Here is a 21461-nt window from a genome sequence, read left to right as displayed (position 1 = left end):
CGGACCGGCCCTCGTTGGCGACCGGGCGCTGACGGCATGTCCGGGACGAGCCTCTACCGGCAAGCCCTGGGCGATGCCTATCGACGCCAGTCGGCCGCCGGGCAGGCGCTCCACGACGCGGGCACGTCGACCTGGTCGGGCCGCTGCCGGGTCGACGGTGGCGAGACGTTGGCCGGCCGGACCCTGGCGCGGCTGTTCGGCCTGCCGGCTGGCACCGAGGACGCCGCCATCGAGGTCGCGTTCGTGGTCGCGGACGGCGTGGAGACCTGGACCCGCCACGTCGGGGGGCGGGCGATGCGTTCCCGCCAGTTTCTGAAGCCGGGCGTTCCCGGGCGGATCGTCGAGCAGTTCGGCTGGTTCGCCTTCGATCTCGCACTTCGGGTGGCCGACGGCCGTCTGCGCCTCGCGATGGAGGGTATGCGCCTCTGCGGGCTGCCGCTTCCCCGCAGCCTGTGGCCGCGGATCGGCGCCACGGAATACGAGGCCGACGGACGCTTCTTCTTCGACGTCTCGATCGCCCTGCCCCTGGTCGGGCGGCTGGTGCGCTACCGCGGCTGGCTCACAGGTCGATGAAGCGGCCACGCGTGGACTCTGCCGGGACAAGGCATGCCGTGCGGCGGCCGAACCAGCGGTAGCGGTTGCGGGCGACGATGGAATAGACCGGGTCGCGCAGCGCCGCGGGGATCGCGCCGAGGGGACGCAGCCAGCGCACCGGTCCTTTCAGGTACGCCAGGGCGCGCAGGACGGCCGCCGACCGCAGGTGAGCGCCGTCGGCATCGAGCAGCAGGACGGTGCGGTCGAACGTGCCGTCCGGCAGGCCCAGCGCGGCCAGGACCCGCCGGCCCAGCGCGGACTGGGTGCTGGCGAAGCGCAGCCGACCTTCCGGATCGCGCGCCAGGCAGAAGGCGACGAAGGCGCTGCACAGGACGCAGTGGCCGTCGAAGAAATAGAGCGGCCGTGGCAGATCGCCGAGGCTCGCCGGGACCTTCATGCCGGCAGACCGAGCGTGCGCAGGGCGTCCACGGTCGCTTCCGGCGAGCGATGCTGGACGGCGTGCATGCCGAAGCGGCGGGCACCCTCCACGTTGGACAGGACGTCGTCGACCAGCACGGCCTCGCCGGGCCGGAAGGAGCCGGTCCGGCAGACCAGGTCGTAGATCGCGGCGTCGGGCTTGCAGCAGCCGACCAGCCCGGACACGACATAGTCGCTGAAGCATCCGAGGAACGGATGGCGGTGGCGGGCCGGGCCGCGCAGCCAGGGGTCGATGAAGGCGGGGGCGTTCGACAGCAGGTAGAGCTTCGTGCCGGCATCGTGCAGGCGCTCGACCAGGGCCGCCATGGGCGGGAAGGCGTGGTCCAGCATCTCGTCGAAACGGCCATAGAAGGCCTCGATCAGGGCCTCCTGGCCGGGATTCTCGGCCTGCAGCCGGCGTGTCGCCTCGGCCGGATCGCCGCCGCGGTCCTGGAGACCGTGCCACTGCGAGGTTGTCACGGTGGCGAGGAAGCGCTCCATCTCGCCGGCGTCGGGAATGAGCTTCCGGTAGAGATGGCGAGGGTTCCAGTCGAGCAGGACTCCACCCATGTCGAAGACCACGATCGCGGGCGGGGAAGGGGGCGATTCGGGCGCCAATCGGAGGCCTTTCTGGGGGTCGTTTCCCGGTAGGATTAACTCAATTAAATCAATCACTTATGGGCGCGGCCCTCAAGCGATTTTTGTTGGTGTCCGGGATGGCATTTGCTAGGGTGCGCCAACGTTCCGCCGGGCCCGTCTGGCAGGGCCCACAGGAGCGAGAAAACCCAGGTTTCCGTGAGCGACGATTCGACAATCCCGCCGGCCCCTCCGCCGCCCGACGAGCCCCCGCCAGAGCCGCCTTCGCACGACATAGCGCCGATCACCATCGAAGAGGAGATGCGGCGGTCGTACCTCGATTACGCGATGAGCGTGATCGTGTCGCGTGCGCTGCCCGATGCGCGCGACGGGCTGAAGCCGGTGCAGCGGCGCATCCTCTACGCCATGAAGGAAGGCGGCTACGATTCGACGCGGCCCTTCCGCAAGTCGGCGCGCATCGTCGGCGACGTGATGGGCAAGTATCACCCGCACGGCGACAGCGCGATCTACGACGCCATGGTGCGCATGGCGCAGGATTTCTCCATGCGCCTGCCGCTGATCTCGGGGCAGGGCAATTTCGGCTCGATGGACGGCGATCCGCCGGCGGCCATGCGCTACACCGAGGCGCGGCTCGCTCCGGCGGCCGAGACGCTGCTGGCCGACATCGAGAAGGAGACCGTCGAGTTCCAGCCGAACTACGACGAGCGCGAGCTCGAACCGACCGTCCTGCCGGCCGCCTTCCCCAACCTGCTGGCCAACGGCGCCGGCGGCATCGCGGTCGGCATGGCGACGAACATCCCGCCGCACAATCTCGGCGAGCTGATCGACGCCTGCTGCGCGCTGATCGACAATCCGGCGCTCACCACGCAGCAGGTCATGGAATACGTGCCGGGACCCGACTTCCCGACCGGCGCCACCATCCTCGGCCGCAACGGCATCCGCGCCGCCTACGAGCTCGGCCGCGGCTCGCTGATCATGCGGGCGCGCACGCGCATCGAGGAAGGCCGCAACGGCCGTGAATCGATCATCATCTCCGAGATCCCCTACCAGGAGAACAAGGCGCGCCTGCACGAGCGGATCGCCGAGGTGGTGCGCGACAAGAAGGTCGAGGGCGTCTCCGAGATCCGCGACGAGAGCGACCGCGACGGCGTGCGCCTGGTCGTCGAGCTGAAGCGCGACGCCATGTCCGACGTCGTGCTGAACCAGCTCTACCGCTACACGCCGCTGCAGACCTCGTTCGGCGTCAACGCGCTGGCCCTGGACGGCGGCCGCCCGCGGCTGATGAGCCTCAAGGAGCTGCTCGAGGCCTTCATCCGGTTCCGCGCCGAGGTCCTGACGCGCCGCACGCAGTACGAGCTGCGCCATGCGCGCGATCGGGCTCACGTGCTGGTCGGCCTCGCCATCGCCGTCGCCAACATCGACGAGGTGATCGAGATGATCCGCCGCGCGCCCGATCCGGTGGTCGCGCGCGAGCGCCTGATGGCGCGCGACTGGCCGGCCGTCGACGTGGCGCCGCTGATCCAGCTGATCGCCGAGCCCGGGCGCGAGGTCTCGGCCGAGGGCACCTACCGGCTGTCGGAGATCCAGGCCCGCGCCATCCTCGACCTTCGCCTGCAGCGCCTGACCGGGCTGGAGCGCGACAAGATCGCCGAGGAGCTGACCGAGGTCGCCCGGCTGATCGAAGGGTTCCTCGAACTGCTGGCCGACCGCGACAAGCTGTTCGCGCTGATGCGCAAGGAGCTGCTCGAGATCAAGGAGCAGTTCGCGACGCCGCGCCGCACGGAGATCCTGGACAACGAGTTCGAGCAGGACGTCGAGGACCTCATCCAGCGCGAGGACATGGTCGTCACGGTGACGCACGGCGGCTACGTCAAGCGCGTGCCGGTCTCGGCCTATCGCGCCCAGCGCCGCGGCGGCAAGGGCCGGTCCGGCATGGCGACGCGCGAGGACGATTTCGTCTCCAGCCTGTTCGTCGCCAACACCCACACGCCGGTCCTGTTCTTCTCCAGCCGCGGCATCGTCTACAAGCTCAAGGTGTGGCGCCTGCCGCTCGGCGCGCCGCAGGCCCGCGGCAAGGCCTTCGTCAACCTGCTGCCGCTCAGCGAAGGCGAGACGATCAGCGCGGTCATGCCGATGCCGGAGGACGAGGCGAGCTGGGCGACGCTGCACGTCATGTTCGCCACGGCGCGCGGCGGCGTGCGCCGCAACGAGCTCAGCGACTTCGTGAGCGTCAACCAGAGCGGCAAGATCGCCATGAAGTTCGAGGGCGACGATGCCGGCGACCGGCTGATCGGCGTGGGCGTCTGCAGCGAGGACCAGGACGTGCTGCTGGCGACCCGGCTCGGCCGCGCCATGCGCTTCCCGGTGGCGACCGTGCGCGTCTTCCAGAGCCGCAACTCGACCGGCGTGCGCGGCATCGCGCTGGCCGAGGGCGACGAGGTCATCTCGATGTCCCTCGTGGACGGCGGCAAGGGCATCGCGACGGAAGAGCGCGACGCCTATCTGCGCCAGTCGCGGGCGTTGCGGCAGGCCGAGAACGCGGCAGAGAATGCGGTCGAGGGCGCAGTCGAGGGTGCCGAGGAGGAGGTTGCGGCGGCCGAGGAGGGCGCGCCCGACACGAGCCTGTCGGAGGAGCGATTCCGGGAGCTGCAGGCCAAGGAGGAGTTCGTGCTGACCGTCGCCTCGTCGGGCTTCGGCAAGCGCACCTCGGCCTACGAGTATCGGGTGACCGGACGCGGCGGCAAGGGCGTCGAGTTGATGAGCCTCGCCCGCGGCGGCGAGGTCGTGGCGGCGTTCCCTGTGCCGGAGAGCGACCAGATCATGCTGGTGACCGACGGCGGCACGCTGATCCGGTGCCCGGTCGACGGAATCCGCATCGCGGGACGCGGCACGCGCGGCGTGCGCATCGTCAGCGTCAGCGAGGGCGAGCGCGTCGTCTCGGCGGTGCGCATCGGCGACGACGATGCCGGAAACGGCAATGGCAACGGCGACGGCCATGCCGAAACAAACGGTGGATAAGGACCTCCCGTGTCGCTAAGACTTCGCCTCCACGCATGGCGCACGAGCAATCGGGAAGTGGGGGGCAGACATGGCGTCAGAACGCGTCGGCGTTTATCCGGGCACGTTCGATCCCATCACCAGCGGGCACATGGAAGTGGTGCGCCGCTCGCTGCGGCTGGTCGACCGGCTGGTGATCGGACCGGCGACGAACATCGGCAAGGGGCCGCTGTTCACGCTGGAGGAGCGGGTCGCGATCATCGCCGACGACATCGCGGACTTCTCGGAGACCGACAAGGCGCGCATCGAGATCGTGCCGTTCGACGGGCTGCTGATCCATTTCGCGCGCGAGGTGAACGCATCGGTGATCATCCGCGGCCTGCGCGCGGTCTCGGACTTCGAGTACGAGATCCAGATGGCCAACATGAACGCCCGGATGGAGCCCAATATCGAGACGATCTTCCTGATGGCCTCGGACCGGCACCAGTTCATCGCCTCGTCCCTGGTCAAGGACATCGCCCGGCTGGGCGGGGATACCTCCCAGTTCGTGTCCAAGAAGGTCTTCGAGCGGCTGAAAGCCAAGTTTTCGCGGTCCTGACGCCGCCCGGGGCCGCGTTGACCGGCGGGCCGACACATCATATACGGGCGCCGCGCGGGGATTCGGCCCTCCGCGCCAGGCCGGAGCGAGCCCGTAGCTCAGCGGTAGAGCATCTGACTTTTAATCAGGTGGTCGTAGGTTCGATCCCTACCGGGCTCACCAGCGCAGGCGAGAAGGAGACACGCGGCTCATGCCGTCGGTGAAAGTCGTCAACGGCAAGCAGATCGTGGTCGAGCAGCTCGACCGCTCCCAGCGCCTCCGGCGTTTCCTTGCCAAGCCCTTCCTCGAGATGATCTACAGCAAGGAGATCGTGCTGGCGATCCTGCGCCGCGAGCTCAGGGCCCGCTTCACGGGCTCGGCCGGCGGCTGGCTGTGGGCGGTGGCCGCGCCGCTGTTCGCGATCGGCGTCTACACCTTCGCCTTCACGACCAAGCTGCAGATGTCGTTCGTCGGCGAGGAGGGGCAGCGGCCCATCGCCTATGCGCTGTTCATCTTCGCCGGCCTGATCGTCTTCAACTTCTTCTCGGAGATGGCGTACCGCTCGCCGATGCTGCTGCACGAGTACGCGCACTTCATCAAGCAGACGATCTTCCCGAGCGACATGCTGGCGGTCATCGCGACGATGAGGGCCGCGGTCTACACCGCGATCGGCGCGGTGGTCATGCTGGTCTGCGTCCTGCTGGTCACCGGCGGCCTGCACTGGACGGTGATCTTCATGCCGCTGGTCTTCCTGCCCCTCACGATATTCCTGATGGGGCTGGCCTGGTTCCTGTGCGCGGTCGGGGCGTTCACGCGCGACGCCGGCTACCTCATGATCAACATCGTGCCGTTGTTCATGTTCATGACGCCGATCTTCTTCTCGCACACCAACATGTCGCCGCCCTGGAACCTCCTCATCTACATCAATGCGCTCACCGCCTACGTCGAGGCGGTGCGCAACCTGGTGCTGGCCGGAACCTTCCCCAATCCGCTGGTCGTGCTGTGGATGCTGGTGACGTCGTTCGTCACCTTCTATTTCGGCTACTGGTTCTTCGACAGGTATCGGAATGTCATCGTCGACGTCATCTGAGGTCGTCGTCCGCACCCGGCACCTCGGCAAAGCCTACCAGCTCTACGCCCGCCGCAGCGACTGGCTGAAGCAGGTCATGTTCGGCTGGTACAAGACCTACTACAAGCCGTTCTGGGTGCTGCGCGACATCGACCTCGACGTCCATCGCGGCGACAGCATCGGCATCCTGGGCCGCAACGGCTGCGGCAAGTCGACCTTGCTGCAGGTGATCTGCGGCATGACCCTGCCGAGCAACGGCGAGCTCAGGGTGACCGGGCGCGTCGCGCCGGTGCTGGCGCTGGGCGCGACCTTCGACGCCGAGCTGTCGGGCCGCGAGAACATCATGATCGGCGGCGCCGTCATGGGGCTGACCCGGGCCGAGGTGCTGGCGAAGTTCGACTCCATCGCCAACTTCGCCGGCATCGGCGACTACATGGAGCAGCCGGTCAAGCACTACTCGATGGGCATGCGCACCCGGCTGGCCTTCGCCATCTGCGCCCATGTCGAGGCCGAGATCCTGGTGGTCGACGAGGCCCTGGCGGTCGGCGATGCGGCCTTCCAGCGCAAGTGCCTCGACTGGATCGACAGCTTCCGGCGCAAGGGAACCCTGCTCTTCGTCTCGCATTCGCCGTCGGAGGTGCGCCGCCTGTGCAACCGGGCGATCTGGATCGAGGACGGCCGCATCCGGTCCCAGGGCGAGCCGAGCACCGTCATCCGCGCCTACCATCGCGCCCTGGCCATGGAAAAGGACGATATCCACCGCTTCTCCGTGAGCGAGTGATGGCGGATGGCGGCCGGCATCCTCTTCTGGCTGGCATTCGCCTGGTGGGCGGTCGCAATGGTCGTGCAGTGGCTGAGCGCCGCCCTCGGGCGCCAGCGGCGGCCCGCCGGTCCCGGCCGGCACGCCGCGGCCGAGTTCAGCATCGTCGCCCCGATGGCCGGGGCCGCTGATGCCTCCGATGCCTATGTTCGCAGTCTCGCGGCCCTGTCGCAGGCGGGCGCCGAGATCTTGATCTGCGTGGCCGCCGAGCGGGATCCGGCGATCGCCGCCGTGCGGGCGGTCTGGCCGGACGCGCCGATCCTCGTCGGCAGCGACGACACCTTCAATCCCAAGATGAACAACGTGCGCAAGGGCCTGGAGCGGGCGAGCCGGCCCGTGGTCGCGCTGTGCGACGCCGGCATCGTCCTGACACCCGCCGACCTCGCCGCTTCGGCCGCCCCGCTGTCGTCCGAGGTCGGCTTGGTGCTGGCGCTGAAGGCGGGCGACCGGCCGGAGACCTTCGCGGCGCAGATGGAGTGCGCCTACATCAACGGCCACCAGGGACGCTTCCTCAAGGCCGCCGACCGGCTCGGCATGCCGGTGGCGTCGGGCGGGGTCACGATCCTCAGCCGCGACGTCCTGCACCGCATCGGGGTGCACCAGGGGTTCCTCAACTACCTCGCCGACGACTATTCGGTGGTGCGGACGGTGCGCGACCAGGCCGGGATGACCACCTGCCTCGCCGGCACGATGCCCCGCCTGCCACTGGGTCGGCGGCGCTGGCAGGACGTGTGGCGGCGCCAAGTCCGCTGGGGGTCGACCCGGCTCAACCTCGCCCCGGAGGTCAGCCGGCTGGTGCTGCTGGAGCCGCTGATCGGCTGGCTCCTCTCGGGCCTCGCCGGCCTTGCCGCGCTGCTGCTCGCCGGCGTGCACGATCCGGCCGTCCTGGCGCTCGCGCTGGCCCTCCACACCGGGCTGTGGCTCGCCGCCGAAGCCTGGTTCCTCGCGGCCCATGGCCTTTCCTTCGGTCCTCGGGCCTGGGCGGCGGCTTTGGCCCGTGAAATGCTGGTGCCGGTCCTCGCGGCCGAGGCCTGGCGGGGACGCAACCGGATCGACTGGCGCGGCACCGACCTGGCCGGCGGCTGGCGCCCCGGCAGGGATGGGGCCGGACGGAAACTCGTATGACGGTGATGAGCGCCATGAGCGACAACAAGACTGTCCTATTGCCCGAGAAGGTCGATTCCGAGACGTCGGCGAGCGTCGAGGCGACGATCTTCGCGGCCCTGGTTCCGGGCGCCGGCGTCATCGTCGACGGCAGCCAGGTCACCTACATGAGCGCGGCCGGCGTGCGCACCTTCGCGCGCTCCCTCCACCGGGCGCAGGAGCAGGGCGCACGCGTCGTGTTCTGCCGCTTCACCGGGGCTGCGGCCGACTGCCTCCTGGTGAGCGGTTTCACGCAACTCTTCGACGTGGTCGACAGTATCGAGGAGGCCACGAAGAAGCTGCGGTTCCAGCCCACAGGCAGCGCCGGGCAACGCTTGCACCGCCGCGGCGCCACGGGTTAATAACTGGCCGGGCTGAGGCAGTTTCATGGGACGGGGCGCGGCGCGACACTCGATGTCGCTACCACTCCTGACGGAGATCGGAATTTGACAATCTGGAGTCGGCTGGGCGCTGCCGCGCGACTGACCGCTGTTGTCGTTGGGATGGGCATTGGCATCGGAGCCTGTACGGCCTTGCCGGGCGACGGACCCTGGATGGGGGGCGCGCAGACGACCAGCACCGAGGCGCTGCCGTTCGACGTCATCGACCTGACGCCGACCACGGTCGCGGCCTACCGGCAACCGGTCACGCCGGACCGGCCCTCGTCGACCAGCCATCTCTCGCCGGCCCAGAAGCTGACGGTTGCTCCGGGCGACTCGCTGAAAGTCCGGATCTTCGAGCGCTATGGCGGCAACATCTTTCCGACCATCCAGGGACAGAGCGCCGACCTCGGCATCCAGCGCGTCGAGCCCGACGGCACCATCAAGGTTCCGGTGGTGGGGGTCGTCCGGGTGGCCGGCCTCGACCTCAACCAGATCGAGCGCAGGATCATCCAGCAGCTCGGCAACAAGGTGCAGGAGCCCGAGGTCATCGTCGAGTTCGACGCGCCGCGCAACCTCACGGTGATGGTCGCCGGCGACGTCAAGAACCCCGGCCGCGTCTCGATCCTCGAGGACGTCCGCACGGTCGTCGACGCCATCAACAAGGCGGGTGGCCCGATGGGCAGCAGCGGCGCCGGCGGCGCCACGGGCTCGGCGGCGAACCAGATCCAGGTGGTCGTGCGGCGCGACGGGCAGATGATCCTGACGGCGCAGTTCTCGGACCTTCTCGCCGGCGGCGACATCCCGGTCCAGAAAGGCGACGAGATCGTGGTGCGGCCCAACCCGCGCGTGTTCACCGTGCTGGGCGCCGTGCAGAAATCGGGCAACGTCGAGATGTCCAAGCACAATCTCAGCCTGCTCGAGGCGCTGGGCACGGTCGGCGGCCTGTCGGACCAGCGCGCCAACAAAACCGGCGTTTATGTGTTCAGAATGGGCGACCTGGACACAAATCCCACGGCGCGTGCGCGCGTTTTCCGGTTGGACCTCTTCCAGCCGGTGTCTATCTTTGTCGCACAGCAGTTCGGCTTGCAGGCTCGCGATGTTATCTATGTCACGAACGCGCCGCTGTACGAGTACGACAAGATCCTGACGTCGATCTACCGCACGTTCTCGGTCGTCGGCATCGCCCGGGGCAACATCCCGATCACGACAACGTACTGACGGCTTGAAGGCCAAGGACGAGGATTTCTGGTACAATCAGCAATGGCTCGAGAGACGAAATTCAGGTGGGGAGCGGCAGGGGCGTTGATCGTCGTCGCGGTCGCGGCGGTGCTCCTCTGGATCACTCCGACCCGTCAGACCAGTAGCGCCCAGGACGCGCCCAAGCCGGCCCAGCCGCCGCTGATCTCGCGGGGGTACACCGACGCCCCGGCCGGGACGGCGGTGGTCGCCGGCGACCCGGCGGGCGGCAACGTCCTGGTCGAGTTGCGCATCAAGGACGGCCAGAAGGTCAAGAAGGACGAGGTCATCGCGGTCCTGTCCAACCATAACCGGGCGGACGTGTCGCTGCGCATGATCGAGGCCGACCTCGAGAAGCTGGAGCAGTCCTACGAGACGGTGCTCAAGGGCACGCGGGTCACCGAGATCAAGCTGCAGGAAGCGACGCTCAAGTCTTCGATCGAGCAGAACAAGCTCGATGCCCTGCAGCGCGCCCGCTCGGGCAAGCCGCCGGATGTCCGTGAGCTCGAGGCGACGATCGCCGACCAGGCCCTCGAGCGGCAGAAGGCACGGCTCGAGCTGATGAAGACCAGCCTCAAGAACGACCTGACCCAGACCGAGCTCGATCTCGAGAATGCGCGGGCCCGGGTCGAGAGCGCGCGGCGGACCCGCGAGGATGCCCTGGTGCGCTCACCGCTCGACGGAGTGGTCGTTCAGATCTTCTCGCGACAGGGCGAGCGCGTCTCCCCGGCAGGCATCGCCAAGATCGTCGACATGAGCAAGCTGCGTGTCCTGGCGGATGTCGACGAGCTGCATGTCGGCCGCCTGAAGCCGGGCGGCAAGGTCGACGTCACCTTCCGCGGCAACAACGAAGTCTACAAGGGCACGATCGAGCGCATCGCCCCGACGGTCAAGCGCATGCAGCGCGTCGAGCCCGACGGCGGCTCCTCCACCGACGCCCGCGTGGTGCAGGTCGAGATCGTCATGGACGACCCGGCCAGCATTCCGCCGGTGCTCGGACGCGAGACGCGCGTCACGTTCCTCTGATGGCACTCACCCTGCCAGACGTCCCGGCGCTGCGCCACAGGCTGTCGCGCCTGTGGGCGCGCATCGGGCGCGTGGCACGCTGGCGCCCGGACTTCACCATGTCCCGGCTGCGGGCGGCGGCCCGGACCGCCACGGCCATGCCGCTGGGCGCCCAGCAGCTCAGGCGCCAGCGAACCAGCACGCTCTTGTCGCTGGGCGGCGTCACGGCGAGCCTGCTGGTGATCTTCGCCCAGCTCGGCATCGAGCGGGCCGTCTACGAATCCTCGGTCCGCCTGCACCGCATGGTCGCCGGCGACCTCATCATCGTGCCCTACGGCTTCAAGTCGATGCAGCTGCACGCCGAGGTTCCGGTCGCGGTCACGGACATCATCGCCACCAATCCCTCGGTCCAGAGCTATTCGCCGTTCTGGTTCGGTGTCATGTCGATCAGCCACGCCGGCATGCCGACGTCGCGCCGGCTTGCCTGGTACGCCATCGATCCCGAGCGACCGGCCGTCGACCTGCCCGGCCTGACCGAGAACCTCTACAAGCTGCGCGAGACGAGGCGCATCCTGTTCGATCGCGATTCCCGCCCCTATTTCGGCGACCTCGCCGAGCAGGTCGATGCCGGCAAGGAAGTGCCGGTGCTGGGACCGCCCGACAATCGCGGCCTGCTGCGCCAGCTGTTCGTCGTCGGCACCTTCGCCGTCGGGCCCAACGTGCTGAACGACGGCGCCGTGCTGATGTCGCAGGAGACCATGGCCGAGGTCTTCGGCAACTGGTGGTCGGACCGGCCGGCGTTCATCTCGATCTCGCTGGTCCCCGGCGCCGACGTCGCGGCGGTGCGCCAGCAGCTCAACCGCACCCTGGTGGGGCGCGGCGAGGCCATCACCAAGCAGGAGTTCGAGCACCGCGAGCGGCTCTACTGGTCGCGCGAGACGCCGGTCGGCTACATCACGGACCTGGGCTTCATCATGGGCGTGATGATCGGCATGGTGTTCATCTACTACGCCCAGTACCAGATCATCCGCTTCTACCTGCCCGAATACGCGATCCTGAAGAGCCTGGGCTACGACTGGTGGTTCTTCCTGCTGATGATCGGCCAGATCGGCGCCGCCATCATCACCCCGGCGTTCCTCGTCTCCTTCACCCTGGCGCGCATGGTCTACGGCGCGACCGAGGCGGCGATGCATCTCGGCATGTCGATGGGCCTGCGCGAGATGTCCGTCGCCCTGGTCGCCTGCGTGATCATGACCGTGGTGTCGAGCCTGTTCGCCATCCGCCGCCTGTGGAAGGTGGACCCCATCATGCTGTTCGAGTGACATGTCCGAGGAACAGAACAATTTCGGGCCGCCGGTGGTCGAGGCGATCGACGTCCACCACCATTACGGCAGCGGGCCGCAGCGCGTCGACGTGCTGTTCGACATCAACATGCAGGTGCGCGAGGGCGAGCTGGTGATCGTCACCGGCCCCTCGGGGTCGGGCAAGACGACGCTGCTCACCATCCTCGGCACCATGCGGCGGCCATCCGAGGGCAAGCTGCGCCTGCTCGGCACCGACATCGTCGGCCTGGCCGGCAGCGAACTCGACGTCCTGCGCAACCGGATCCGCTTCCTGTTCCAGAAGCGCAACCTCCTGTCCTCGCTGACGGCGCTGCAGAACGTCATGGCCGGGGTGTCGACCACGCCGCTGTCGGACCCCGCCTGGGACGAGCCGCGCGCCCGGCACCTCCTGACCCTGCTCGGGCTGGGCGACAAGTCGGCTGCGTGGCCGGACGAGCTGTCGGGCGGCCAGCAGCAGCGCGTGGCCATCGCCCGCGTGATGATCGGGCTGCCCGACCTCATCATCGCCGACGAGCCGACTTCGGCCCTCGACCGCGTGGCCGGCCGGCTCGTGGTCGACCAGCTGAAGGACCTCGCGCTCCGCGCCAAGTGCGCGGTCGTGCTGTCGACGCACGACGAGCGGATCTTCGACGTCGCCTCCCGCCGCCTCCACATCGAGGACGGACGCTGCTTCGACGTGCCGATCCACTACCACTGACGGCGGGCCGCCGTGCTGCTCCCGGTCGTCGACCTGGTCGTCTTCCTCTGCCTGGCCGTCCAGTTCGTGATCGCCGGCTACTTCCTCTACCTGGTCTACTGGGCCTACGAGCTGCCGCCCGCCGAGGCGGCCGCGTCCGTGCTGCCCGACGAGCTGCCGAAGGTGCTGGTCCAGATCCCGGTGTTCAACGAGCCGCTCGTGGTCGATCGCGTGCTGGCCGCCGCCGCGGCGCTGGACTGGCCGCGCGACCGGCTGGCGATCCAGCTCCTCGACGACAGCACCGACATCACCACCGACATCGCCGTGCACGCGGTGGCGAGGCTGCGGCGCGACGGCCTGGACGTCGCCCACGTGCGCCGCGCCGACCGCAGCGGCTTCAAGGCGGGCGCCCTGGCCGCCGGCCTGGAACTCTCCGATGCACCCTATGTCGCGGTGTTCGACGCCGACTTCGTGCCGCCGCCGGGCTGGCTGCGCGGCGCCATGGCGGCGCTGCTGGCGGCGCCGCGGGCGGCGTTCGTGCAGACGCGCATCGAGTGGGGCAACGGCGACCGCAACTGGCTGACCCGCGCCCAGCGTCTGATGCAGGACGCCCATTTCGCCGTCGAGCAGGACGTGCGGGCGCGCCGCGGCGTGCCGTTCCAGTTCAACGGCACCGGAGGCATCTGGCGGCGCGCGGCCGTCGAGGAGGCCGGCGGCTGGTCGCACGACACGCTGTCGGAGGATCTCGACCTGGTGCTGCGCACCTCCCTCAGGGGCTGGCACGGCGTCTTCCTGATGGAGCCGCACGTGGTCGGCGAGCTGCCGGCGCGGATCGACGATTTCGGCGCGCAGCAGAGCCGCTGGTCCAAGGGCTTCGTGCAGGTGGCCCGCAAGCTGATCGCGCCGATCTGGGCCTCCGACTGGTCCGGCGAGGCCAAGTTCACGACCACGGTCGCGCTCGGCCAGCAGCTCATCTTCCCGATGCTGGCCCTGGGCATCGTCGCCCTGATCGTGTCGATCGTGGGCCATGGCCATCTGCTGGGCTTCTTCCGCTTCCTGCTGTGGCTGTGGCTCCTCGGGATGCTGGCCGTCCTGATCGGCATGACCTGGGGCGCCTACCGGCGGCTGCGGCGCGGCAGCCTCGGCCGCTACCTCGCGACCGCGGCCAGCGTGCCGGCGCTGATCGTCTATCTTGCGGTCGCCAATGCCGGCGCCATCGTCGGCGCGGGGTTCGGGCGCAAGACCGAGTTCAGGCGCACGCCCAAGACGGGTAGCCAGGGCTGATGGCGGTCGTCGCAACCCTGGCCCTGCTGCTCGCCGCGATCTTCGCGGTGTGCTGCCTGCTGCTCGGCGCCTTCATCGGCAGCCTTCTCTACATGGTGGTGCTGCACCATCGGCTGAAGGAGACGGGGCTGCGCCGCGAGGAAACACTGCTCGCGACGCCGCTGCCGCCCGACGAGGAGCTGCCGCACGTCGTGGTGCAGATTCCGTCCTTCAACGAGGGGCCGGTGCTGCGCCGCGGCGTCGAGGCGGCGGCCCGTCTCGACTGGCCGCGCGACAAGCTCCACATCCAGGTCCTCGACGACAGCACCGACGGGACCGCCGAGCTCGCCCGCACGGTCGTGGCCGAGCTGCGCGCCCGGGGCATCGACGCCGTGGCCCTGCAGCGCGTCGATCGCAGCGGCTACAAGGGCGGCGCGCTGCACGAGGCGATGCAGAAGACGCCGCACGACTTCTTTGCCATCTTCGATGTCGACTACGTCCCGTCGCCCGATTTCCTCCGCACCTGCATGCGGCCGTTCTTCGCCAACCCCGACTGGGCATTCGTGCAGGCCCGCTTCGATTTCCTCAATCCGCACGAGAACGCGCTGACCGAGATGCAGATGGTGACGCTCGACGCCCATCTCGGCATCGAGCAGGCGACACGCTGCTGGGCCGGCCATCCTCTGCCCTTCAACGGGACCTGCGGGATCTGGCAGCGCGCGGCGATCGAGGCCGGCGGCGGCTGGAAGGGCGATACGGTCACCGAGGACCTCGATCTCACCTACCGCGGCTGGGTGAAGGGCTGGCGGGCGTTGTTCCTGACCAGCGTCCCGGTCCCGGGCGAGCTGCCCGCCGACACCCAGACCTGGCTCAGGCAGCAGCAGCGCTGGCAGGACGGCTTCCGCCACGTCTCGATGCGCATGTTCCCGGCAATCCTGGGCAGCCGCGACATCACGCCGTCGTCCAAGGCGGCGGCGCTGCTGCATCTCTGCATGTCGCTCAACCAGCCGGTGCTGCTGGTCGGCGTGGTCAGCGGCCTGCTCGCGGGGCTGCTGGCGCCGTCGCTGGTGCCGCTGCTGCTGACGCTGTTCGTCCTCACCCTGGCGTGGGTGGTGTTCTGCGCCGCCACGTTCCTGCGCGCCGGCCACAACTTCATCCGGGGCGGGGAGATGCCGCCGGCCCGCTTCGCGATGGTGCTGGTGCGCTTCGTCGGCGGGCAGATCGCCATGGTGGTGCGCTCGCTCGCCGTCCACATCCGCAAGCGTCTCGACAGACCGAAGCCCGTCGTCTTCGACCGCACGCCGAAGAAGGGCGATTAATCCAGCCCGGCCGATCGGAGCGCGGACCTCCAGGTCCGTTCATGATCATGATGCGGACCTGGAGGTCCGCGCTCCAACGATGGGCCACGGAGCGGCGCGCCCCCGGCAAGTGATTGATCTCTCGCTTCGCGCTTGGGCCCTAAGACTAGGCCAGCACGCTTTCCCGCAGCAGCGGGTGATGGGCGCAGCGCAGGCTGCCGCCCACCCGGATCGGGCCGTCGAAGGGGATCGCGATGACCTCGACCTTGCGCCGGCGCAGCTCCTCGATCACCCGGACGTTGTCGCTGTCCATGATCATGCGCCCCTCTTCGAGCACAAGCCCGTTGGTGGCCAGCCGGTTCGCCTCGTCGACCGACACCGCGATCTTGTCCCAGTCGCGCAGCGCCATCGGCAGGCCGTCGATCAGCTTCTCGGGGCACCAGATGAGCAGGCCCGGCTTGACGAGCGCCAGGCAGCAGTCGAGGTGAAGCACGCTCGACTTCATCGCGACCGGGAGCACGCGGTAGCGGTCGCCCAGCAGGGCCTGGAGCCAGTCGGCTCCGGCGAGGTCGGAGGCGCATCCCGAGATGCCGACATAGACCTGATCGCCATTGAGGAGGGTGTCGCCTCCCTCGAGGAACGGACCGTCGACGCCGTTCGGCGATCCCAGGGGAACCGTCGACCAGCGTGCGCCGCGCTGCACGATCTGCTGCAGGGCAGGGCGCAGGCCGAAGCGCTCGCGCTGGCGGCAGACCAGGCGCAGCGACGCCTCGATCGCGTGCTCGCCGACGACGATCATGGCGTCGCGCGGGAAAAGCTGCAGGCCCTCGCCATTGGGCGCCAGGAAGGTGCGCTCGGGGCCCTCGAGGCGACGCGGGCGATGCACGGTCACGCCCTCGCGCGCCACCAGCTCGGCCAGCGCGTCGACCTGCCGCTCGCAGCGGTGCGCCCAGTCGGGGTCGATGTCGACCAGCCGCTGCCCCGCGTGGCGCCGGCAGAAAGGGTCGACGTCCGGTGGCATCCAGCGGATCGACGGCTCGTGGAAGACGATGAAATCCTCGGCCGGCGCGAGGCCGATCACGACCTCGCGCAGCCGGCCCCATTCATGGTGGGCGCCGAACCGCATGGCCTCAGACCCGCGCGTAGATGTCCTCGTAGCGGATGATGTCGTCTTCCTCGAGATACTCGCCGGTCTGGACCTCGACGACTTCGAGCGGCTCGCTCCCCGGGTTGGCCAGGCGGTGGATGCCGCCCATCGGGATGTAGATCGACTCGTTCTCGCGCAGGGTCATGATCTTGCCGTCGAGCGTCACCTCGGCGACGCCCCTGACCACGACCCAGTGCTCGGCACGGCGCTTGTGGCTCTGCAGGCTGAGCTTGCCCATCGGCTTGACCGTCAGTCGCTTGGCGCGGAACCGGTCGCCGCGGTCGATGTCCTGGTAGCTTCCCCAGGGGCGGTGCATGACGGCGTGCTCGGTCGCGGCCCTGTGCTTGCCGTCGGACATGCGCTGCACGACGTCCTTCAGTCGCGGGAGATTGTCGCGATGGCCGACCAGGACGGCGTCGTTCATCGCCACGACCACGACCTCCTCGACGCCGATCACCGCCGTCAACGGTCCGTCGGAGCGGACATAGGAATTGCGGACATGGTCGATCTCGACCGGGCCTTCCGTGACATTGCCGGCGCTGTCGGCGGCGCCGACGTCGAGCAGGGCGTCCCAGGTACCGAGGTCGGACCAGCGGAAGCGCGCCGGCACAACCCAGCACTTGTCCGTGCGCTCCATCACGGCATAGTCGATCGACTTGGCCGGCGCCCTGGCGAAGGCGTCGGCGTCGAGGAAGACGGTCGACCCGGTCTTCTTCGCCTTCGCGACGGCCTCCTGCGCGGCGGCGGCCATCTCGGGCTCGAAGCGCTCCATCTCGGCCAGCAGCACCCGGGGCGGAAACAGGAAGTTGCCGCTGTTCCACAGCAGTCCCTCGGCGATGTACTGCAGCGCCTTCTGGGCGTTGGGCTTCTCGACGAAGGCGGCGACCTTCTGCACGGTGCCGACATGCTCGCTGCCCGGGCGGATGTAGCCGTAGTCGGTCTTGGGCTCGGTCGGCGGAATGCCGAAGGTGACGATGCCGCCCTTCTCGACGGCGGCCAACCCCTCGCGGCAGCCGGCGCGGAATTCCTCCGCGCCGATCACCAGGTGGTCCGACGCGAGGGCCAGCACGGCGGTGGCGCCTCGGTCGCGGGCATAGGCCGCCGCCGCCGCCATCGCCGGCCCGGAATCGCGGCGCGACGGCTCGACCAGGATGTCGATCTCCATCCCTATGTCGCGGGCCTGCTGCTCGGCCATGAAGCGGTAGGCCTCGTTGGTCGCGATGATGGGGCGCTCGAACAGGCCGCGGTCGGCGACGCGCTGCAGGGTCTGCTGGAAGGTCGACTGGCTGCCGAGCAGGGGGACGAACTGCTTGGGCATGCTTTCGCGCGACAGCGGCCACAGCCGCTTGCCGGAGCCTCCAACCAGGATGACGGGCGTGATCGACGACATGGGGGCTTCTTTCGTTACCGGGCGGTCAGGCCGGGGGCCGATCCGCAGGACGAGCCGCGATATAGCGCAGGGGAAGGGCCGGGCCAACGACGATCGGCCGACCCAATCCCCGTGGTCCCGGGTTTGCGCGGCGTCCCTGCATCATTGCCGGGAGCCGCCCGCCTGCCGGCCGAGATTCTCCTCGCGCCGCCGCTTCGCCTCGATCTCGACGGCATCCGCGAGCTGCGGAATGTGGGACGCGATCTCGTAGAAGTCGCTGGCGTAGAGGACCAGCAGCGTGGTCGGCCGCGTGGTCGCCACGGTGGCCGAGCGCGGCTGGCGCTCCAGCAGCGCCATCTCGCCGAAGAACGCGCCGTCGCCCAGGCGCACCGAGCCGCCGTTGGGCAGGCGGACCTCGACCTCGCCGCTGGAGATGAAGAACATCGAATCGCCGGCGTCGCCTCGGCGGACCACCGTGACGCGCGGCGGGTAGTAGCGCGTGCGCAGCTTGCCGACGATCTCCGACAGGGTGACGACCCCGAGGGAGGAGAAGATCGGCACGCGCGCGACCTGCTCCCAGACCCGCAGATACTCGCGCCGCCGCTCCTCCTGCGAGAAGCCGGTGGCGAGCACGCCGGTCAGCAGCGCCAGCACGGCGATGCCGGAGATCATCAGCAGCGAGCCGATCAGGCGCCCGCCCACGGTCTGCGGGACGACGTCGCCATAGCCCGTTGTCGTGAGGGTGACGACTGCCCACCACATCGCGCCGGGCAGCGACCCGAAGGCCTCCGGCTGCTTGTCGCGCTCGAACACATGCGCGGCGGTCGCGGCGATCATCAGCAGGATCGCGAACAGGATGAGCACCGAGGTAATGGGCGCGCGCTCGTTGGAGACGACGCGGGCCAGGGTGCTGAACGCGGGCGCATGCAGACCGAGCTTGAGGACCCAGAGGATGCAGAAGACCGAGGCCGTGTCGGTGCCGGTCAGCGCGTAGCCGCCGGCGAACACGACGGCCGGCGCCACCGCCGCGAGGTTGATCAGCCCCGACAGCGACAGCGCCCAGCGGAGGCGGGCCAGGGCGGCCGGAAAATCGACGAGATGCGGCAATTCCGGCGCCACCCACAGGCGCAGCAGGTACTCGATGAAGAAGACGATCGTCGCCGCCCAGATGACGACGCGCAGGATGTGACGCGATTCGCCGCTGAGATGGTCGAGCGACAGCAGGATCACCGCGGCCAGGCCGATCGCGAGGACCAGGACATGGAAGGTCCGCCACCGACGGGCGGAAGGCGTCAGTTCTTCGTAGCGCAGCAGGGCGTAGATTCGCGCCCGCGGGGTCGGTGCCGTGGCCGTCACGCCGCGACCATAGGGCCGCTGGCGTGCGAATTGCAACGCATCGCCGCCGGGTCTACGGTCCCGGCCGATTCCGAAAGCATGGTCCAGGTCAGGTGGTTGACGATTTGCGCATCGCCGTCGATATCGGCGGCACGTTCACGGATGTGGTGCTGGAAGAAGATGGGCGGCGCCGGACACGCAAGCTGCTGACGACGCCCCAGCGGCCCGAGGAGGCGGTGCTCGAGGGCGTGCGGCTGATCCTCGCCGATGCCGGACGCCGCTTCGCCGACGTCGCGGTCTTCGTCCACGGCACGACGCTGGCCACCAACGCGGTGATCGAGCGCCGCGGTGCGCGCACCGCGCTGATCGCCACCGAGGGCTTCCGGGACATCCTCGATATCGCCAACGAGAGCCGCTACGACCAGTACGACCTCACGATCGAGAAGCCGCGGCCGCTGGTGCCGCGCGCACGCCGGCTCACCGTGCCGGAGCGGATCGACGTGCATGGCGCCGTGCGGCTGGCCCTCGACGAAGACGCCGTGCGCGCCGCCGCGCGCTCGCTGGCGGCCGACGGCATCGAGAGCGTCGCTGTGGCCTTCATGCACGCCTACGTCAATCCGGCGCACGAGCGGCGGACGCGCGAGATCCTGAAGGAGGAGATGCCCGGCCTCTGGGTCACGCTGGCGAGCGAGGTCTGCCCCGAGGTGCGCGAGTACGAGCGCACGTCGACGGCAGTCGCCAACGCCTACGTCCAGCCGCTGATGGATTCCTACCTCGAGCGCATGCAGGCGGCGCTGGCGGCGGAGGGTTTCGCGGGCGCGATCTACCTCGTGACGTCGGGCGGCGGGCTCACCGCCATCGAGACGGCGCGGCGCTATCCCGTGCGGCTGGTGGAATCGGGCCCGGCGGGCGGCGCAATCTTCGCCGCCGACGTGGCGGCACGCGCCGGCGAGGCGCGGGCGCTCAGCTACGACATGGGCGGGACCACCGCCAAGATCTGCCTGATCGACGACTACCAGCCGCACACCGCGCGGCTGTTCGAGGTCGACCGGGCCGCGCGCTTCCTCAAGGGCTCGGGCCTGCCGGTGCGCATCCCGGTGATCGAGATGGTCGAGATCGGCGCCGGCGGCGGCTCGATCGCCCGGCTCGACGCCCTGAAGCGGGTGACCGTGGGGCCCGAGAGCGCCGGGGCAGAGCCCGGGCCGGCCTGCTACGGCCGCGGCGGCGCCCATCCGGCGGTGACCGATGCCAACGTCGTGCTGGGCACGATCGACCCGGCGCATTTCGCCGGCGGCAGCATCGCGCTCGACACCGAGGCGGCGCGCGGTGCGCTCGATCGCGACGTCGCCGAAGGGCTGGGGCTCTCGACCGACATGGCGGCCTACGCGGTCTACGAGATGGTCTCGGAGAACATGGCGAGCGCCGCCCGCGTCCACGCCGTCGAGCGCGGCGCCGCCATCGGCCAGTACAATCTGATCGCGTTCGGCGGCGGCGCCCCGCTGCATGCCGCGCGGGTCGCCGAGAAGATCGGCGTCAGGCGCGTGATCGTGCCGCCCAATGCCGGCGTCGGCTCGGCCGTCGGGTTCCTCGCCGCGCCGGTCTCCTACGAGCTGATCCGCAGCCGCTACATGCGCCTCGACGCCTTCGACGCCGCCGCGGTCGACGCGCTGCTGGACGAGATGAGCCGCGAGGCGACCGCCCTGGTCGAGCCGGGCGCGCGCGGCCAGCCGACCTTCGAGCGGCGCACCGCCTTCATGCGCTATGTCGGGCAGGGTCACGAGATCACGGTCGAGCTGCCGTCCCGGACCCTGCAGGCGGCCGATGCCCAGGCGCTGCGCGAGGCCTACGAGCGCAACTACGCCGCCCTGTTCGAGCGCCACATCCCGAATGCCGCGATCGAGATCCTGAGCTGGTCGGTGCAGGTCTCGACCGAGGCCAAGCGGCCGGCCGTGCAGGGCACCGCGCCGGCGGCCGCCGCGCCCCGGCCGGTCGGCCGGCGGCCCGTGTTCGACGGCCGTAGCGGCCGCAGCACCGAGGTGCCGGTCTACCGCCGCGAGGCGCTGCCGCCGGGCAGCCGCTTCGCCGGCCCGGCCATCGTCGCCGAGGACGAGACCTCGACCTACGTCTCGGCCAGTTTTGCCGCGCACATCGATGCGTCCGGCTGTATCGTCATGGACCGCAAGGACGCGTGA

The 21461-nt window shown here is 69.4% G+C and carries 19 protein-coding genes and 1 tRNA gene; 15 read left to right on the top strand and 5 right to left on the bottom strand.

Features of this window, described 5'->3' with window-relative positions; translation table 11 throughout:
- Positions 1–36 precede the first annotated feature (36 nt).
- Positions 37–573, top strand: coding sequence for a DUF4166 domain-containing protein (locus tag ACO073_RS21140; protein WP_422000024.1), 537 nt, complete (start codon positions 37–39; stop codon positions 571–573).
- Here ACO073_RS21140 and ACO073_RS21135 read toward each other — a convergent pair.
- Complete coding sequence (locus ACO073_RS21135) at positions 560–991, bottom strand: thiol-disulfide oxidoreductase DCC family protein (RefSeq protein ID WP_422000022.1); 432 nt, start codon at positions 989–991, stop codon at positions 560–562. The two genes, ACO073_RS21140 and ACO073_RS21135, sit on opposite strands and share 14 nt — an antisense overlap.
- The gene (locus tag ACO073_RS21130) at positions 988–1593 is read right to left on the bottom strand and encodes an HAD family hydrolase (RefSeq protein WP_422002190.1); all 606 of its coding nucleotides are present in this window, start codon (positions 1591–1593) and stop codon (positions 988–990) included. The genes ACO073_RS21135 and ACO073_RS21130 overlap by 4 nt, the downstream gene beginning before the upstream one ends.
- Positions 1594–1824: 231 nt before the next feature.
- On the opposite strand from ACO073_RS21130, the gene gyrA reads away from it, so the two are divergent.
- The 13 genes from gyrA (at position 1825) to ACO073_RS21065 (ending at position 15439) form a co-directional block, all read left to right on the top strand.
- Positions 1825–4626, top strand: a complete 2802-nt coding sequence (gyrA, locus tag ACO073_RS21125; RefSeq protein WP_422002188.1) for a DNA gyrase subunit A — start codon at positions 1825–1827, stop codon at positions 4624–4626.
- A 70-nt stretch (positions 4627–4696) separates the two neighbouring features.
- The gene (gene coaD / locus ACO073_RS21120; protein WP_422000020.1) at positions 4697–5203 is read left to right on the top strand and encodes a pantetheine-phosphate adenylyltransferase; all 507 of its coding nucleotides are present in this window, start codon (positions 4697–4699) and stop codon (positions 5201–5203) included.
- An 87-nt stretch (positions 5204–5290) separates the two neighbouring features.
- Positions 5291–5365, top strand: a tRNA-Lys gene (locus ACO073_RS21115).
- 28 nt (positions 5366–5393) lie between these two features.
- Entirely contained in the window at positions 5394–6272 is an 879-nt protein-coding gene (locus ACO073_RS21110; protein ID WP_422000019.1) for an ABC transporter permease, read from the top strand.
- Positions 6250–7032, top strand: coding sequence for an ABC transporter ATP-binding protein (locus ACO073_RS21105; RefSeq protein ID WP_422000017.1), 783 nt, complete (start codon positions 6250–6252; stop codon positions 7030–7032). The genes ACO073_RS21110 and ACO073_RS21105 overlap by 23 nt, the downstream gene beginning before the upstream one ends.
- A gap of 6 nt (positions 7033–7038) precedes the next feature.
- The gene (locus ACO073_RS21100) at positions 7039–8196 is read left to right on the top strand and encodes a glycosyltransferase (protein WP_422000015.1); all 1158 of its coding nucleotides are present in this window, start codon (positions 7039–7041) and stop codon (positions 8194–8196) included.
- A gap of 14 nt (positions 8197–8210) precedes the next feature.
- Entirely contained in the window at positions 8211–8576 is a 366-nt protein-coding gene (locus tag ACO073_RS21095; RefSeq protein WP_422000013.1) for an STAS domain-containing protein, read from the top strand.
- A 192-nt stretch (positions 8577–8768) separates the two neighbouring features.
- Positions 8769–9815, top strand: a complete 1047-nt coding sequence (locus ACO073_RS21090) for a polysaccharide biosynthesis/export family protein (RefSeq protein ID WP_422000011.1) — start codon at positions 8769–8771, stop codon at positions 9813–9815.
- A gap of 84 nt (positions 9816–9899) precedes the next feature.
- Positions 9900–10859 (top strand): HlyD family secretion protein, encoded by a 960-nt coding sequence (locus ACO073_RS21085; RefSeq protein WP_422000009.1) that lies wholly within the window; start codon positions 9900–9902, stop codon positions 10857–10859.
- Positions 10859–12160 carry a hypothetical protein gene (locus ACO073_RS21080; RefSeq protein ID WP_422000007.1) on the top strand — a complete coding sequence of 434 codons (1302 nt, stop codon included), beginning with the start codon at positions 10859–10861 and terminating at the stop codon, positions 12158–12160. Before ACO073_RS21085 ends, ACO073_RS21080 begins: the two co-directional genes overlap by 1 nt.
- Position 12161: 1 nt before the next feature.
- Positions 12162–12878 carry an ABC transporter ATP-binding protein gene (locus tag ACO073_RS21075; protein WP_422000005.1) on the top strand — a complete coding sequence of 239 codons (717 nt, stop codon included), beginning with the start codon at positions 12162–12164 and terminating at the stop codon, positions 12876–12878.
- Positions 12879–12890: 12 nt separating this feature from the next.
- Positions 12891–14141 (top strand): glycosyltransferase family 2 protein, encoded by a 1251-nt coding sequence (locus tag ACO073_RS21070; protein WP_422000004.1) that lies wholly within the window; start codon positions 12891–12893, stop codon positions 14139–14141.
- A complete protein-coding gene (locus ACO073_RS21065; protein ID WP_422000002.1) occupies positions 14141–15439 on the top strand; it encodes a glycosyltransferase in 1299 nt (432 codons plus the stop codon). The genes ACO073_RS21070 and ACO073_RS21065 overlap by 1 nt, the downstream gene beginning before the upstream one ends.
- Positions 15440–15584: 145 nt before the next feature.
- Here the strand turns inward: ACO073_RS21065 and ACO073_RS21060 are convergent, their stop codons facing one another.
- The 3 genes from ACO073_RS21060 to ACO073_RS21050 form a co-directional block, all read right to left on the bottom strand.
- Positions 15585–16544 (bottom strand): hypothetical protein, encoded by a 960-nt coding sequence (locus ACO073_RS21060; protein WP_422000000.1) that lies wholly within the window; start codon positions 16542–16544, stop codon positions 15585–15587.
- Between the two features lie 4 nt (positions 16545–16548).
- Positions 16549–17955, bottom strand: coding sequence for a mannose-1-phosphate guanylyltransferase/mannose-6-phosphate isomerase (locus tag ACO073_RS21055; protein ID WP_421999998.1), 1407 nt, complete (start codon positions 17953–17955; stop codon positions 16549–16551).
- Between the two features lie 141 nt (positions 17956–18096).
- Positions 18097–19290 carry a cyclic nucleotide-gated ion channel gene (locus ACO073_RS21050; RefSeq protein ID WP_421999996.1) on the bottom strand — a complete coding sequence of 398 codons (1194 nt, stop codon included), beginning with the start codon at positions 19288–19290 and terminating at the stop codon, positions 18097–18099.
- A gap of 92 nt (positions 19291–19382) precedes the next feature.
- Here ACO073_RS21050 and ACO073_RS21045 point away from each other — a divergent pair, with 92 nt between their 5' ends.
- Positions 19383–21461, top strand: a complete 2079-nt coding sequence (locus tag ACO073_RS21045) for a hydantoinase/oxoprolinase family protein (RefSeq protein WP_421999995.1) — start codon at positions 19383–19385, stop codon at positions 21459–21461.

It is taken from the genome of Reyranella sp. (genome assembly GCF_965229815.1).
GTDB lineage: Bacteria > Pseudomonadota > Alphaproteobacteria > Reyranellales > Reyranellaceae > Reyranella.
The sequence above is the reverse complement of the archived record's forward strand: the minus strand, read 5'-3'. Positions and strand labels throughout refer to the sequence as shown.